The sequence below is a fragment of the Ciceribacter ferrooxidans genome, from assembly GCF_004137355.1.
Classification (GTDB): domain Bacteria; phylum Pseudomonadota; class Alphaproteobacteria; order Rhizobiales; family Rhizobiaceae; genus Allorhizobium; species Allorhizobium ferrooxidans.
The window spans coordinates 24,041-39,280 of the sequence record NZ_SDVB01000101.1 but is presented as its reverse complement, the minus strand read 5'-3'; the positions used below and the strand labels follow the sequence as shown (position 1 = coordinate 39,280).

Annotated in this window: 13 protein-coding genes; 12 read left to right on the top strand and 1 reads right to left on the bottom strand. The window is 65.4% G+C overall.

Going from position 1 to position 15,240, the window contains the following annotated elements:
* Positions 1-19: 19 nt before the first annotated feature.
* The 10 genes from EUU22_RS02410 to EUU22_RS02365 are packed head-to-tail and all read left to right on the top strand — an operon-like array spanning position 20 to position 12,026.
* Positions 20-715, top strand: coding sequence for an O-methyltransferase (locus EUU22_RS02410; protein ID WP_205687828.1), 696 nt, complete (start codon positions 20-22; stop codon positions 713-715).
* An 11-nt stretch (positions 716-726) separates the two neighbouring features.
* Positions 727-1,851, top strand: coding sequence for an ABC transporter substrate-binding protein (locus EUU22_RS02405; RefSeq protein ID WP_165351053.1), 1,125 nt, complete (start codon positions 727-729; stop codon positions 1,849-1,851).
* Positions 1,852-1,904: 53 nt separating this feature from the next.
* On the top strand, positions 1,905-3,098 hold the full coding sequence (locus tag EUU22_RS02400) for an isochorismate synthase (protein ID WP_129330507.1): 1,194 nt from the start codon (positions 1,905-1,907) through the stop codon (positions 3,096-3,098).
* Between the two features lies 1 nt (position 3,099).
* Positions 3,100-4,728, top strand: coding sequence for a (2,3-dihydroxybenzoyl)adenylate synthase (locus EUU22_RS02395; protein WP_129330506.1), 1,629 nt, complete (start codon positions 3,100-3,102; stop codon positions 4,726-4,728).
* Between the two features lies 1 nt (position 4,729).
* Positions 4,730-5,371, top strand: coding sequence for an isochorismatase family protein (locus tag EUU22_RS02390; RefSeq protein WP_129330505.1), 642 nt, complete (start codon positions 4,730-4,732; stop codon positions 5,369-5,371).
* Positions 5,372-5,374: 3 nt separating this feature from the next.
* Positions 5,375-5,620: a phosphopantetheine-binding protein gene (locus EUU22_RS02385; RefSeq protein ID WP_129330504.1), complete on the top strand. Its 246-nt coding sequence runs from the start codon at positions 5,375-5,377 to the stop codon at positions 5,618-5,620.
* A gap of 3 nt (positions 5,621-5,623) precedes the next feature.
* Positions 5,624-9,535, top strand: coding sequence for a non-ribosomal peptide synthetase (locus EUU22_RS02380; protein WP_129330503.1), 3,912 nt, complete (start codon positions 5,624-5,626; stop codon positions 9,533-9,535).
* Positions 9,526-10,293 carry a 2,3-dihydro-2,3-dihydroxybenzoate dehydrogenase gene (locus tag EUU22_RS02375; protein ID WP_129330502.1) on the top strand — a complete coding sequence of 256 codons (768 nt, stop codon included), beginning with the start codon at positions 9,526-9,528 and terminating at the stop codon, positions 10,291-10,293. Before EUU22_RS02380 ends, EUU22_RS02375 begins: the two co-directional genes overlap by 10 nt.
* Positions 10,286-11,191 carry an alpha/beta hydrolase gene (locus EUU22_RS02370; RefSeq protein ID WP_165351052.1) on the top strand — a complete coding sequence of 302 codons (906 nt, stop codon included), beginning with the start codon at positions 10,286-10,288 and terminating at the stop codon, positions 11,189-11,191. The genes EUU22_RS02375 and EUU22_RS02370 overlap by 8 nt, the downstream gene beginning before the upstream one ends.
* Before the next feature lie 58 nt (positions 11,192-11,249).
* On the top strand, positions 11,250-12,026 hold the full coding sequence (locus EUU22_RS02365) for a 4'-phosphopantetheinyl transferase family protein (RefSeq protein ID WP_165351051.1): 777 nt from the start codon (positions 11,250-11,252) through the stop codon (positions 12,024-12,026).
* A 49-nt stretch (positions 12,027-12,075) separates the two neighbouring features.
* Here EUU22_RS02365 and EUU22_RS02360 read toward each other — a convergent pair whose 3' ends face one another.
* Complete coding sequence (locus EUU22_RS02360; RefSeq protein WP_129330499.1) at positions 12,076-12,777, bottom strand: glutathione S-transferase family protein; 702 nt, start codon at positions 12,775-12,777, stop codon at positions 12,076-12,078.
* Positions 12,778-13,070: 293 nt separating this feature from the next.
* Here EUU22_RS02360 and EUU22_RS02355 point away from each other — a divergent pair, with 293 nt between their 5' ends.
* Both EUU22_RS02355 and EUU22_RS02350 read left to right on the top strand, forming a co-directional pair.
* Entirely contained in the window at positions 13,071-14,099 is a 1,029-nt protein-coding gene (locus EUU22_RS02355) for a LacI family DNA-binding transcriptional regulator (protein WP_129330498.1), read from the top strand.
* 240 nt (positions 14,100-14,339) lie between these two features.
* Positions 14,340-15,239, top strand: coding sequence for a sugar phosphate isomerase/epimerase family protein (locus EUU22_RS02350; RefSeq protein WP_129330497.1), 900 nt, complete (start codon positions 14,340-14,342; stop codon positions 15,237-15,239).
* Position 15,240: the final 1 nt, after the last annotated feature.

Below are 15,240 nucleotides of genomic sequence, written 5' to 3'. Positions count from 1 at the left end.
AACGAGAATGGAGAGCAGAATGCCGAAGATCTCGGACCAGCAGATCCGCCAGTACGTCATCGATTGCGGCACGCGCCAGACGCCGCTCCTCAGACGGTTGCGGGAGCAGACGCTGGCCCTTGCCGAGGGGCACATGATGACCACTCCCGCCGCAGGACAGCTGCTGGCGCTCCTGGCACGGAGCATAGGCGCACGGCGCGTGCTCGAAATCGGCACCTTCACCGGCTACAGCGCCCTGTGCGTCGCGGACGTCTTGCCGGAGGACGGCATCCTCGTCGCTTGTGACGCCAGTGAGGAATGGACGGCGATCGCGAGATCTTACTGGCAGGAGGCCGGTGTCGACGATCGGATCGACCTGCGTCTCGGGGATGCCGCGCAGACCCTTAAGGGGATACTGGCGGACGAGGGTGGTGCCGGCTTCGACTTCGCCTTCATCGACGCCGACAAGGAAAGCTACGACGCCTACTACGAACTCTGCCTGAAGCTCGTACGCCCCGGCGGCCTGATCTGCTTCGACAACATGTTCTGGGGACGCTCGGTGGCGGACCCCGAGGATATGCGCGCGGAAACGGTGGCGCTTCGCAACCTCAACCTCAAGATCCAGTCCGACGATCGGGTGGACATGTCGCTCGTGCCGCTCGGTGACGGCATGACCTTCATCCGTCCGCGGGCCCGCGCCGGCGAACCGGTGGCGGTCGCCGGCGTCGCCGCATGAGGATTTCCGTGATGTCCTCGCAGAGACATGCCGCAGGGTGGAGGGGAGCGATGCGCCTGCCGGGGGCACTTGCCGCGGTGCTGCTGACGCTGCTGTCAGCCTTCGCCGCGGAGGCTGAGATCGTCACGACCGACCTCAAGGGTCGTGAAGTCCACCTGCGGGCGCCCGCACGCCGATTGGCCGTCGACGATGCGCGCACCATCATCGCCCTCTCGTTCGTGGGCGAGAAGGCTCCGGCGCTTGTCGCCGCCTGGCCACATGACGTGGCCCGGATCGGCGAAGATCTCTACCAGACTTATCGCGCGCGCTTTCCGCAGATCGACGGTCTGCCGCAGATTGCGAGCAACCAGCAGAACCTCGCGGTGGAGGAAATCGTCGCGGCGAACCCGGATCTGGTCGTGCTCTCGCTGTACTCACACGTTGCCCCCGAGGAGATCGCACAAATCGAAGCGCTCGGAATTCCCGTCGCCTATGTGGATTTCACGCTCGATCCGCTCGCCCATACCGGGGAGAGTATTCGACTGCTCGGCCGGGTGACGGGAAACGAGGCGGCGGCCGATGCCTTTGCCGACTTCCGCGACGGGGAGATTTCCAGGCTGGTGGCCCGTGTCGATGAGGTTGCCGCACCGGGATCGCCGAGCGTCTTCATGGAAACACATGCCTCGACGACAGAGGCATGCTGCAACTCGCCGGGAACCGAGAACTTCGGCCGGATACTCGCGCTCCTCAAGGTGCGGAATGTCGGAGAGATCTTGAAGGGGCGTCCCTTCGGGCAGGTGAGCGTGGAGCACGTGATCTCCTCCGGCCCGGAGGTCTATGTCGCGACCGGCGGCCCTTACATGGCACAGCGCAACGGCCTGCTGATCGGGCACTCCTATGACGCCGAGACGACCGAGGCCTCGCTCGTGCGGCTCCTCTCACGCCCCGGCTTTTCAAGCCTGCCGGCGGTCGCCGCCGGACGGGTCCACGGCATGTCGTCGCAACTGCTGGCGCCCGGCTTCGACCTCCTGGCGATGCAACTGATGGCGGCGTGGTGTTACCCGCACGCCTTTGCCGATTTCGACGCGGGACAGGCTCTCGCGGAGCTGAATGCCCGCACCGCCGTGCCGCTAGAGGGCACCTACTGGACGAAGTGAGCCGCCGGGCGCCACGGCGTTCGTCGACAGAAAACCGAGCTACAGGAGTCCCCATGGTCCATCCGTCGACCTTGAATGACATACTGCCCGAAGATCGGGCCTTCCCGGCGAACCGGCCGTCTTACGTGCTCCGGTCCGGCGACGAAACCCTGCTTGCCTATGGCGTCGCCCGGGAGCTGCCGGGCGGTACCATTTCCGACCTCGCCAGCCGCGTCCGACGCCATTTCGAAGAGTACCCGACCGGTCCCGACATCCTGGTGGGCGCGATCCCCTATGCCCGCGAGGCCTCCGCCTATCTTCTCCGTCCGGAAAAAGCGCTCCGGGTCATGGGGCGCCACGAACTCGGCGTGCCGGGTGGTCACCTCGCGCCCCAAGGTTTCGCCATGCAGGTGACGGCGGACCCTTCGGCAGACGCCTTCTCGGCGGCTGTCGCTCGCGGGCTCGCGCGGCTCTGCGAGGATGGAGGCAGCCTGCGCAAGATCGTCCTGTCGCGCAGCGTCAGGCTCGCCGTCGGAAACGACATTTCCATTCCGGCCCTCATCGCGAGGCTCGCGGTGGACGATGCCGTCGTGACATTCGCGACGCCGCTGCCGCCGCGGGAGGGAAGCCCGCGCTTCCTCGTGGGCGCGACGCCGGAACTCCTGGTGGAACGACGGGGACCACGCGTCTTCTCCCATCCGCTCGCGGGCTCGGCACGGCGGAGCCCTGACAGCGTGCACGACCGCGAGGCGGCCGAGGCGCTGCTTCGCTCGGAGAAGGATCGCCGCGAGCACGCGCTGGTGGTCGAGCAGATCATGGACGTGCTGTCGCCGCTCTGCACGGACCTTGCCGCACCGGACGGCGTGATGCTGAAGGCGACGCGGAGCATGTGGCATCTCGGCACGCGGATCAAAGGAACACTCAAGGATATCGGAACGTCGAGCATCGAGCTTGCGGCGCTCCTGCACCCGACGCCGGCGGTTTGCGGCATGCCGCGCAGCGAAGCCGACGCGGCCATCCGCGATCTCGAGGGCTATGACCGCGGCTTCTATGCCGGTGCCGTCGGCTGGTGCGATTCCTCCGGCGACGGCCGCTGGTATGTCTCGATCCGCTGCGCCGAGATCGAGGGCCGGAACGCCCGCCTCTATGCCGGTGCTGGGATCGTGCCGGGCTCGACGCCGGAGGGCGAGCTTGCCGAGACCGCCCACAAGTTCTCCGCCATGCTCGAAGCGTTCGGCCTTTCCGTCGCCCAGATCGGGGAGGCCTGAGATGCAGCCGCTTCGACAGACCTGGCCGCAGCATCTTGCCGTGCTCTATCGGGAAAAAGGCTACTGGCGTGGCGAAACCATGTTCGGCGTGCTTAGAACGGCTGCGGCCGCCGCTCCGGACAAGCTCGCCGTCGTCGGAACCGACGGCCGCTGGACTTACCGCGAACTGCACGAGCGGGCTGAACGGATCGCCCGTGGACTGATCGCAGCCGGGCTCACGCCCGGCGACCGCGTGGTGGTGCAACTGCCGAACTGCGCGGCCTTTCTCTCCGTCGTCTTTGGCCTCTTCCGCGCCGGCCTGATCCCCGTATTTTCGCTGTCGGCGCACCGGGAGACCGAGATCGCCCATTTCCTTCGCGGCGCCGAGGCGGTCGGCTACATCGTGCCGGATCGGCATGGCGGCTTCGACTACCGAGAGCTCGCACGCAAGGTGAAACAGCAGGTGACGACACTCCGGCACGTCTTCGTGGTCGGGGAGGCAGAGGAATTTATCGGGCTCGACGATCTGCCCGCGGGTGAGGTGGCGCTTCCGGTCGACCCCTCTCCCGAAAGCGTCGCCTTCCTGCAGATCTCGGGCGGCAGCACCGGGCTCTCCAAGCTCATTCCGCGCACGCACGACGACTATATCTACAGTTTCCGGGCGAGCGCGGAGATCTGCGGGATGACGCCCGACACCGTCTTCATGGCCAGCCTGCCGGTCGCCCATAATTTTCCCATGAGCTCGCCGGGCATCTTCGGCGCGATCTATGTCGGCGCTCGTGTCGTCATGTGCCCTTCGCCGAATCCGGAGACCGCCTTTCATTGGATCGAGAAGGAGCGGGTGACGATGACCGGACTGGTGCCGCCTCTGGCGCTCCTCTGGATGCAGGCAGCAGGGCGGACGACCTTTGACATCTCGAGCCTCGACGTTCTGCAGGTCGGCGGCGCCAAATTCGCGCCCGAGGCCGCGCGGCGTGTCTCCTCGACGCTTCGATGCAGGCTGCAGCAGGTCTTCGGCATGGCCGAGGGTCTCGTCAATTATACCCGGCTCGACGATCCGGAGGATCTGGTGACGGAAACCCAGGGGCGGCCCATCAGCCCCGACGACGAGATCCTGATCGTCGACGACATGGGGCAGCCGGTGCCGGCGGGGGAGCGGGGTCTGCTTCTCACCCGCGGACCCTATACGATCCGCGCCTATCACAACGATCCCTCCGCCAATCAGCGGGCCTTCACCGCCGACGGCTACTACAGGACCGGCGACATCGTGCGCATGACGCCCGAGGGATACCTGGTCGTCGAAGGCCGCGCCGGCGACCACATCAACCGCGCCGGCGAGAAGATCTCAGCCGAGGAGATCGAGGATCATCTGCTCGCCCACCCGGGGGTGTTCGATGCGGCGGTGGTGGCGATTCCCGATCCCTATCTCGGCGAGCGCAGCTGCGCCTTCGTCATTCCGGATGGTCCGAAGCCCGCCACCGCCGATCTCAAGGCCTTCATCCGGGGCCGCGGGCTCGCGGAGTTCAAGGTACCCGACCAGATCGTCTTTGCCGAGAGCTTCGAGACCACGGCGGTCGGAAAGGTGAGCCGCAAGGTGCTACGCCAGCGGCTGCGGGAAGCGCTCCTGAGCCGAGAGCAGGAGGAGGTGTAATATGGGACTGCCGAGGATTGCGCCTTATGACCTTCCCCGCGACGACGAGCTTCCGGCCGCGCGCGCGCCGTGGCAGCTCGAGCCGCAGCGCACCGCGCTGCTGATCCACGACATGCAGAACTACTTCATCGGCGCTTTTGCCGCCGATGCTGCACCGATCGCGCCGGTGGTCGAGAACATCCGGGCTCTCGGGCGCGCCTGCCGTGCCAAGGGCATTCCGGTCTTCTACACGGCACAGAACGGTAACCAGGACCGGCGTGACCGCGGCCTTCAGGCCGATCTCTGGGGACCCGGCATGACGAGCGCGCCGGAGCACCAGCACATCGACGCGCGCCTCGCCCCCGAGGAGGGGGATGCTGTGCTGGTCAAGCACCGCTACAGTGCCTTCCAGCACAGCAATCTCGCCCATCTGATGCGCGTCCGGGGCAGGGACCAGTTGCTCGTCTGCGGTGTCTACGCCCATATCGGCTGCACGCTGACCGCTGCCGATGCCTTCCAGCAGGACATCGAACCCTTCCTCGTCGCCGATTGCCTGGCGGACTTCTCTCGCGAGAAGCACGACATGGCGCTCGCCTATGCCGCGAGCACCTTCGCCGTACCGCTCGGGCTCACCCGCGCCCTTCAAGAGATCGGGGGAGCGTGAGCGATGGCGGACTTCACGATCGAGACGCTCCGCCGGGACATCGCCCGGATGATCCATGTCGACCCCTCCGAGATCGGCGCCGACGACAATCTGATGGATCTCGGGCTCGACTCCATGAGGGCGATGACGCTCGTCCTCTCCTGGGAGCAGCAGGGCCTGAGGCTCGACTTCTCCGAACTCGCGCGTGACGTCACGCTTGCCGGCTGGTGGGCCGTCGTCGCGCGGCAGCAAAACACGGAAAGGACCTGACCCATGGCATCCTTGGCAGGCACCGTGCGTTCCGACAGCTCCGACCTCCCGGAGGTCCACCCGCTCGGCGAGGCCCAACGCGGATTGTGGTTTGCCCAGGCCCTCGATCCGGAAAATCCCGTCTTCAATACCGGCCAGGTGATGGAGATCTGCGACGCGCTCGACGTCGAGCGGTTCACCCGTGCTGTCGGGAAGGTCCATGCGGAAGCCGGGAGCCTGTCGTTACGCATCCTTGACGACAACAGGCAGATCATCGATCCCGGCACGGAGCCGCCGCTCTCGATCCTCGACCTGTCGCAAGAGTCCGATCCCGCCGCCATCGCCCGCAGCGACATCCGGCGCGACATGGAAACGCCGCTTGATCTCGCCCGCTGCAGCCCGGCTCTCTTCCGGCTCTACCGGCTTAGCAAGAACCGCTTCTGGTGGTATGTGCGGCTTCACCACGTCATCGCCGACGGCTTTGCGACCCACCTCATCCTGTCGCGGACGGCAGAACTCTATAATCGCGGCGCGGCGGACACCGGGCCGGCGCTTTCTCCATTCAAGATCGCGCTCGAACAGGACCAACTCTACCGGAATTCGCCGCAATATACCGAGGACCGCACCTTCTGGAACGATGCGCTGAAGGACATGCCGGACGTGGCGGGCATAAAGCCGGGGCCGGCGCTGACCGCCCGCAGCTATCATCATGAGGTCCAGGTTGTTCCGGTGGCGCTGGCCGAACGGCTTCGCGATCTCTCGATCGCGTTGAAAACGGGCTGGAGCGACATCGTGACCGCCTTGGTCGCAGCCTATTACGCCCGCTTCGTCGGGCAGCAGGACGTGACCGTCGGCGTCGCCTTCATGGGACGTTTCGGCTCGCCGGCGGCGCGCGTGCCGCTGATGCTGATGAACATCCTGCCGGTGCGCCTGAGGGTCGACGAGGACCGACGCCTCGCTGACTGGCTTGCCGCGGCAGCGGCGACGCTTGCGGCGGCGCGTCGCCACGGACGCTATCGTCATGAGCACATCCGTCGCGATCTCGGTCTCGGCGGTGGACAGCGGCGGCTGTTCGGTCCGCTGGTCAACGTGCTGCCCTACGAGGAGGATCTGAGGCTCGACGGCGCCACGGTCACCACGGAGCGGCTCGGAACCGGCCCCGTCGACGACATCACCTTCTCCTTCCGTGGCGACCCTATGCGGGCGAACCTGTCGGTCGAGATCGACGCCAATCCGGACCTCTACGGCATGGCGGAGGTCCGTGCGCATGCGGAACGCTTCCTGCACTTTCTCGACCGGGCGGTCGAAACCGCACTCGCCGACGGTACGCTTGCCGATGTCCCGACGGTGACGGACGCCGAAGCCGCATGGCTGATCGGAACGCTGAACGACACCGGCCATGCGGTGGAGCCCTTAACGCTTGTGGAGGTGATCGAAAGAGCCTTCACCCGGCATGCCGGGCGTGAGGCGCTTCGTTTCGACGGCGAAAGCCTGAGCTACGCCGAACTGGACCGCCGCTCGGCGGCACTCGCCCGGCAATTGATCGCAGCCGGAGCCGGTCCCGACCGTCGGGTCGCCATGGCACTGCCGCGCTCATCGGAACTCCTGATCGGGCTCGTCGCCATCCTGCGGAGCGGCGCCGCCTACATGCCCGTCGATCTTTCCCATCCGGCCGAGCGGATCGAACGCATGCTCGCCCGCGGCATGCCGGTCCTCGCGCTCGCGCCCGAGGGCGCAGTGCTGGGAGATGTGCAGGTGCTTGCCCCTTCCGCCTGGACAAGCGAGCCATCCAGCGACCTGTTGCCGACCGTCGATCCCCGTGATGCGGCCTATGTGATCTTCACCTCGGGCTCGACCGGCGAGCCGAAAGGGGTGCTTGTCGAACACCGCGCGATCGTCAACCGGCTGGAATGGATGAAGGAGCATTATGGATTTTCGACCGATGACGTCATCCTGCAGAAGACGCCGATGACCTTCGACGTTTCGGTCTGGGAATTCTTCCTCTCCTTCTTTGCGGGCGGGACCCTGGTGATGGCGCCGCCGGAGGCGCACAAGGACCCCGAATGGCTTGCGCGCCTCATCCGGGAGAACGGCGTGACGACCGCGCATTTCGTGCCGTCGATGCTTTCGGCCTTCCTCTCGGAACCCAAGGCGCAGGGCCTTTCGCTGCGGCGCGTCTTCGCAAGCGGCGAGGAACTGACGGCCGATCTGCGGGACCGCTTTCATCGGGAGATTTCCGCCGAACTCCACAATCTCTACGGTCCGACCGAGGCCGCGGTCGACGTCAGCTACTGGGCGGCGTCTGCCGACGATCGCTCCAATCCCGTCCCGATCGGCCTGCCCGTCTGGAACACCCGTCTCTACGTCCTCGACGCCCGCCTGCGGCCGGTGCCGCCGGGTGTCGCAGGACGGCTCTATATCGCCGGAGTGCAGCTTGCCCGTGAATATGTCGGGCGGGCAGACCTCACGGCCGAACGTTTCGTGCCGGACCCCTTCCATGCTGGCGAGCGGATGTATGACACGGGCGACATGGCGCGGCTGCGACCGGACGGCGCCATCGATTATCTCGGCAGGCTCGACAACCAGATCAAGCTGCGCGGCCTCAGGATCGAACTCGGCGAGATCGAGGCTGCCATTCTCTCGTATCCGCACGTCACCCAGTCCGTCGCGATCCTGCATCAGACGGGCTCGGACAAGCGGATCGTCGGCTACTACGTTGCCTCGCCCGCAGTTGAGGAGCCGTCGCTGCGGCGGCACCTTGAGCGCCATCTGCCTGACTACATGGTCCCGTCGCTGCTCGTCTGCCTTCCAGCTATGCCGCTGTCTTCCAACGGCAAGCTCGACCGCAATGCCCTGCCGGCACCCCGGTTTTCGGCCGGGCGGGGCGAGCCACCCCTTCCGGGAACCGAGCAGATCGTCGCTGATCTCTTCGCCAGCCTATTGGAACCCGGTGAACCCATCAGGCGCGACGACGACTTCTTCGCCCTCGGCGGCCACTCCTTGCTGGCGGTGCGCCTCGTGCAACAGCTCGCCCGCGTTTTCGGACGCGATGTCGGGCTCGGTAACTTGTTCCGGTATCCGACGGTGAAGCGGCTTGCCGCGCATCTCGACGGCGAGGCGAGGGTGGACGACAACGGATTGCAGCCGGTGATCAGGCTCAATGCCACCGACAATGATGCGCCGCCGCTCTTCATGATCCACCCGGCCGGGGGCATTGGCTGGTGCTACGGCGGTTACGCACGCGCGCTCGCCGGCGAGCGTGCGGTCTGGGGTATCCAGGCCGACGGGCTCGATCCCAGCCGTGCCCAACCCGAGAGCCTGGAGGTCATGGCACTCCAATATGCCCGACGGATAGGCGAGATAGCCGGCGCTCGGCCGGTGCATCTCTGCGGCTGGTCGGTGGGAGGCATCATCGCCCATGCGGTCGCAAACGCGCTTGTCCGCTCGGGCCATACCGTCGGCTGCCTCGCCATGCTCGATTCCTATCCGGCGGATTGCTGGCGCAACGAGCCGGACCCGGGTCCTGACGCCGGACTGAAGGCGCTTCTCGCCATCGCAGGCCATGATCCCGACCGGCTTCTCGACCTGCCCATGACACGGGATGCGGTCAGGGATTTCCTCCGTCGCACGGAAAGCCCACTCGCGGCGCTGCCCGAGGCGGCCTTCGAGGGCATCATGCGGGTGGTGTGCGGCAACAACCGCCTCGTGCGCGCACATGTTCACGAAACCTATCCCGGCACAATTCTGCATGTGGCCGCAGCGCCCTCCGGGAAAAGGCTGCTCTCGCCGGCGGATTGGCGAGCTTATGCGGGTGCTGTGAGGGAGCACCGGGTGCCGTTCATCCATGCGGAGCTGACGGCGGCGCCGGCGGTGGAGGCGGTCGCACCGCTTCTTGCGGCGGAAATGGCGGCGCGGGAGGATCGCGGATGCAATTGACGGGACTGGCAGGCAAGGCGGCCTTCGTGACCGGCGCGGCCGGGGGCATCGGCCGTGCCGTGGTCGATGGACTGGTCGCATCGGGGGTAAGGGTTTTCGCGACGGACAGGCAAATCGATCCCGCGTGGAGCGCTGCGGAGGGGCCGGTGCAGGGGGCAGCACTCGACATCAGCGACGAGGGTGCCGTGCAGCGCGTGATTGCCGAGGCGGACACGGAGATGGGCGGCTTCGACTTCGGCGTGAACGTCGCCGGCATCCTGGATACGACGCCCGTCGCCGATCTTAAGGGTGACGTCTGGCGCCGGGTTTTCGACGTCAACTGCCACGGCGCCTTTTTCGTATGCCGGGCGCTCGCCGCCCGCATGGCGGAACGCAGGCAGGGTTCCATTGTCGTCGTCGGGTCGAATGCGGCCGGCATTCCGCGGAAGAACATGGCGGCCTATGCCGCCTCGAAGGCGGCGGCCACCATGTTCGTCCGGTGCCTCGGTCTGGAAGTGGCCGAGCATGGCGTCCGCTGCAACGTCGTTGCACCCGGTTCGACGCTGACGCCGATGCAGACCGGCATGTGGACCACGCCGGCCTCGCAGGAGCGGGTCATCGAGGGCGATCTCGCAAGCTATCGGACCGGCATTCCGCTGAAGAAACTCGCCATGCCCGAGGATATCGCAAACGCGGTGCTGTTTCTTCTTTCCGACCAGGCCGGGCACATCACCATGGCCGATCTCTATGTGGATGGAGGCGCGACGCTGCGTGGCTGAAAACAAGAAAAACATGCGCTTCCCGGCGCTCGAAAATGGCGCGCTTGCCGCGAGAAGCCTCTTCGTTCCGGATTGCGAGCATTTTCCGTTGCCGGGCGCCGATGGCCGGAACCATGAGATCTATGTCCATGTGCCGGCGGTGGAGCCTCCGCCCGGCGGCTTTCCTGTCCTCTACCTGCTGGATGCGAACGCCGATTTCCTTCTTGTCGTGGAGACATTGCGGCGCTTGTCGCGCCGGCCGAGGGCGAGCGGCATCCATCCGGTGGTGGTCGTCGGCATCGGCTATCCCGATGGCCCGGACTACGACCTCGACCGTCGCTACGAGGACTTCACCCGCGGTCCTCCCGAAATCTCCGATGCCGGATGGCAGGCGAGTACCTGTTATGGCGGTCAGGCGGCCTTCATCGATTTCGTCGAAAACCGGCTGAAGCCTTTCATCCGGGCGACTTTTCCGGTCTGTGAGCGCCGGTCCGCTCTGCTCGGCCATTCGCTCGCCGGATATCTCGTGCTCGACTGGCTCTGTCAGCGGCCGCAATCTTTCCGGGCATTCCTGGCGGTCAGTCCCTCCATCTGGTGGGGGCGTGAGGCGATGCTTGCCCGGCTCGCCAAGCCGAAGGCTGCTTTCGACGGCCGCTTTCGGGCCTATCTGACAGTCGGCCAATGGGAAGAGGAACCGGCCCCCTGGCAGTCCGACCTCTCGGCGAACGTCTCTTATACGTCTCTTCGCCGCCGGCGGGCGATGATCGGCAATGTACGGGCCTTTTCCGAGCACATCGGGGAGGTCTATGGCGACGGCGTGACCGTGCGCTGCGATATCGAGGACGGCGGCGAGCATTCGAGCTCGCTCATCACCTGCCTGCCGCGCGCCCTGCGCTTTGCCTTCCATGACGGCGATTGAACTGCCGTTTGCACAACGGGCGCCCGCAATGCCGGCGGCGGAAACGGAGGCGGGTGGCTTGCGCCGAACGGCAGGACACATCGTCAAAGACAGCCCGGCTTCGGCGGCCTCGCTTGCTCCGGAAAACGTGCGGCTCCGGTGGCTGCGGATCGAGGATTTGGAAACGCAGTCGGTCGAAAGGTGGACCGGGCTCCTGAGCGCTTCCGAACAGACCCGGGCAGCGCACTTTCGCAATTGCGCGGACAGGGCCGCCTACATTGCCGCCCATGCGCTGCTCCGCCATATGCTGAGTGAGATGCTCGGTGGCGACCCGCGGGGCTGGGCATTCGAGACCGGCCCCTTCGGCAAGCCGGCGCTTGCGGCCGTTCATCGTCGACCTCGGCGCCAGTTCAATATCTCGCACACCTGCGGTCTGGTCGCCTGCGCGATAGCGGGCGGGCCCGTCGGCGTCGATGTCGAGGCGAGCGACGGCGACGTGCCGTCGGCAGTGGCCGCACGCTTCGCGCCGGACGAACGTGCGATGCTTGCGAAGGCTGCAGACGCCGAATACCGCACGATGTTCTTCAGGCTCTGGACGCTGAAGGAAGCCTATCTCAAGGCGACCGGCGAGGGCCTCTCCGGACGTCTCGACTCTCCCGCCTTCCAGCTCGATCCTTTGCGCGTGACGTTCTTGCCACGGGAAGGTGCTCCTGCCGCGCCGGACAATCCCGCCGCCTGGCAATTCTTCGAATGCCTGCCTGGCGACGGGCATCGGCTCGCGCTCGCGGCGCTGCGCCGGGATCAGGCGCCCCTCGACGTTGTCGCGGGCGCGATCGATCCCGCCGACCTTGGATGAGCCGACGGGAAATCGTCGTGTGCAAGCGCGACCTCGCTTCCGCGCGGCCTCATGCAGGAATGGTCAGCCCCTTCTGGCTTGCGGGTTTGGCCATGCAGCGCTCGAACCATGCCATCACCGCAGGGAAGCGGTCGTATTCCAGCACCTCGCGGCCGCCGTAGTAGAAATCGGCGCACCAGATCCAGGGGAACGTGGCGATGTCGGCGATCGTGTAATCGTCGCCCATCAGATATTGCCGGTCCTCAAGGCGGCCCTCCAGCACGCCGAGCAGCCGCTTGCTCTCGTCACGGTAGCGTTCGACGGGGTAGGAGTTGTTCGTGACCTTGTCGGCGGCGAACTTGTGGAAATGTCCGAACTGGCCGAACATCGGACCGACGCCACCCATCTGGAACATCACCCAGCAGAGCGTCTCGTAGCGCTCGCGCGCCGTCGCCGGGATCAGCCGGCCCGTCTTCTCGGCGAGATAGATGAGCATGGCGCCCGACTCGAAGAGGCCGATCGGTTTTCCGTCCGGTCCGTCGGGATCGATCATTGCCGGAATGCGCCCGTTCGGGTTCAGCGAGGTAAATTCCGGGCTCTTCTGCTCGTTAGCGGCGAAGCTCACCTTATGCACCTCGTAAGGGAGCCCCAGCTCTTCGAGAGCAATCGAGACCTTCACGCCGTTTGGAGTCGCGACCGAATAGAGCTGGATGACGTCGGGGTTCGCCGGCGGCCATTTACGCGTGATGGGGAAGCTGGAAAGATCTGCCATGTGATACGCCTCTTCTTTCGAATCCTGGGAAGGTCCCGGCTGCCGGGCGGACGACGATCCCCTGGAGAACCTCGCTGCGAGGTCGGGGATGTCTGCATTCGTCTAGCAGACGGATCAGTTCACGCGATAGGGCAATGGAGCCACAGCAGAGGGAGAACTTCTTCTCCCGTCATGAGGCGAGCTGTCCGTCGAACCGAGGTCCGGAGGGCGGCTCTGGTCGATAGTCTCTCTCGTCATCGGTGACGGATTATGCGAGTTTCTGATAAGAGTCTGTCTTTCCCGGAGGGGTATTGGTGAAACGACCGACAATCGCGGATGTCGCACAGGCGGCGGGGGTCAGCGTCGCGACGGTCGACCGCGTTCTCAATGCGCGGCTTCCGGTGCGGGAGGAGACCTCGAAAAGGGTGTTCGCCGCTGCCGAGAAGATCGGCTTTCACGCCACCAACATCATCCGCCAGCGCATGTTGGCGGATCTTCCATCCTACAATCTCGGCTTCATTCTCCGGAAGGAACGGCACGCCTTCTACCAGGCGTTCGCGGGAAAGCTGGAGGCGGCGGCGCTCGCCGTAAGGGATCGGCGGCTTAACGTTCAGGTACAGTACGCAAGGTCGGGAGAGCCGGCGGAGCTTGCCGGCCTGCTGCTCGGAATGAAGGGAAAGGTCCACGCCATAGGCGCCACGGGGCCGGATCATCACGACGTCACGTCGGCCGTCAGTCTGTTGCGATCGAGCGGAATTCCGACCTTTTCGTTGCTCTCCGATTTCGCCCAGGGGGTGAGGGAGGCCTATCTCGGCGCCAACAACATGAAGGTCGGCCGGACCGCGGCCTGGATGATCTCCAAGCTTTCGCATTCGCCCGGCAAGGTGCTGCTGCTGCTGGGCGGACACCGCTTCCACGGTCACTCGCTGCGCGAGACCGGCTTCCGCGCCTATATGCGGGAATATGCGCCGGACTTCGAAGTCATGGACGCTCTGATTACGCTCGAAACGAGGCGCCTCACCTATGAACTGGTGATGGACACCATAGCGAAGCATCAGGATCTCGTCGGCATCTACTGCATCGGTGGCGGCATGGAGGGCGTGATCGAGGCTCTGCGGGAGGGGAACAGAAGCGAGAAGATCGTCTGCCTGGTGAATGAGCTGACGCCGGAATCGCGGCAGGCGCTTCTGGAGCGGCGCATCTCCGGCATCTTCCAGACGCCGTTGCCGGAGCTTTGCACCGATCTCATCGCGACGATGGTCCACACAATAGAGCACGGAATGGCGGAGACACCCGGTCAGCGTTTCCTGCCGGCCCATCTCTGGGTTCCTGAGAGTCTTTGATGGAATGATGGATTCTATCAGACTGACGTGATTTCTTTCTATCACGGTTGATGGTTTCCCGACGCCGCGCCGCGTTGACGGGCGGCCCGAGGTGAGAAATTGTCCTCACCGGTGGAGATGGGAAGGCATCCTGCCGGGATAAACGACATCCTGACATCGTCGGCGACGGAGGTTCCATGGACCTCTGCCGGTGGATACGCGCGCCTTCTCGAAACGTGGACTGAGGACAAGGAGGCAATCATGCGCATCGCGCTCGACCCATTCATGCATCGACATCTGAGTCTCGAGGCGCTTCCGGCCAAAGTCCGGGAGCTCGGCTACGAATGGATCGAACTCAGCCCGCGGGCGGATTTTCTCGAATGGTTCAAGGCGCCGCGGGTGTTTCCGGAGCGGATCCGTTCGTTCAAGAAGGCGCTCGCCGCCGAGAACGTGAAGATCGCCTCGCTGCTGCCGATGTACCGCTGGGCCTCGAATGACGAGACCGAGCGCAAGGCGGCGGTGAAGCACTGGAAGCGGGCGATCGAGATCGCCGTCGAGATGGAAGTGGACACGATGAACTCGGAGTTCGGCCGTGGCCCGCACCCCGACAAGGGCTCGTGCTACTGCTGCCATACCGGCTCGATGATCGAGGCCTGCGAGGATGCCTGGTGGCGCTCGATGGAAGAACTCGTCCCGATCTTCGAGCGCGAGGGCATCAACCTGCATGTGGAGCCGCATCCGGAGGACTGGTGCGAAACGTTGCAGCCGGCGCTCGACATCATCCGCACGGTCAATTCGAAGAACGTGAAGTTCCTCTACTGCGCGCCGCACACCTTCTATTTCGGCGACGACACGAAGGCGATGCTGCGCGAGGCGAAGGACGTGCTGGCCCATGTCCATGTCGGCGACACGTTCAATCACAAGGCCAGTTCCGGGCTGCGCTACATTCTCAATCCGCCCGGCACCCAGGCGCGTGTGCACCAGCACCTGAACATCGGCCAGGGCGAGGTACCGTGGGACGACTTCTTCGGCACGCTCGCCGAGATCGGCTTCGACGGCATCATGACCTCCTGCGTCTTCGCCTGGGAGGACAGGGCCGACGAGTCCGGCCGCTTCATGTGCACCGAAATGAACAACTACATCGCCAAATACAAGAAGTGAG

Coding starts and splice junctions, on each gene's coding strand:
- EUU22_RS02410 (WP_205687828.1), top strand. CDS start 20: ATGCCGAAGATCTCGGACCAGCAGATCCGCCAGTACGTCATCGATTGC.
- EUU22_RS02405 (WP_165351053.1), top strand. CDS start 727: ATGTCCTCGCAGAGACATGCCGCAGGGTGGAGGGGAGCGATGCGCCTG.
- EUU22_RS02400 (WP_129330507.1), top strand. CDS start 1,905: ATGGTCCATCCGTCGACCTTGAATGACATACTGCCCGAAGATCGGGCC.
- EUU22_RS02395 (WP_129330506.1), top strand. CDS start 3,100: ATGCAGCCGCTTCGACAGACCTGGCCGCAGCATCTTGCCGTGCTCTAT.
- EUU22_RS02390 (WP_129330505.1), top strand. CDS start 4,730: ATGGGACTGCCGAGGATTGCGCCTTATGACCTTCCCCGCGACGACGAG.
- EUU22_RS02385 (WP_129330504.1), top strand. CDS start 5,375: ATGGCGGACTTCACGATCGAGACGCTCCGCCGGGACATCGCCCGGATG.
- EUU22_RS02380 (WP_129330503.1), top strand. CDS start 5,624: ATGGCATCCTTGGCAGGCACCGTGCGTTCCGACAGCTCCGACCTCCCG.
- EUU22_RS02375 (WP_129330502.1), top strand. CDS start 9,526: ATGCAATTGACGGGACTGGCAGGCAAGGCGGCCTTCGTGACCGGCGCG.
- EUU22_RS02360 (WP_129330499.1), bottom strand. CDS start 12,777: ATGGCAGATCTTTCCAGCTTCCCCATCACGCGTAAATGGCCGCCGGCG.
- EUU22_RS02350 (WP_129330497.1), top strand. CDS start 14,340: ATGCGCATCGCGCTCGACCCATTCATGCATCGACATCTGAGTCTCGAG.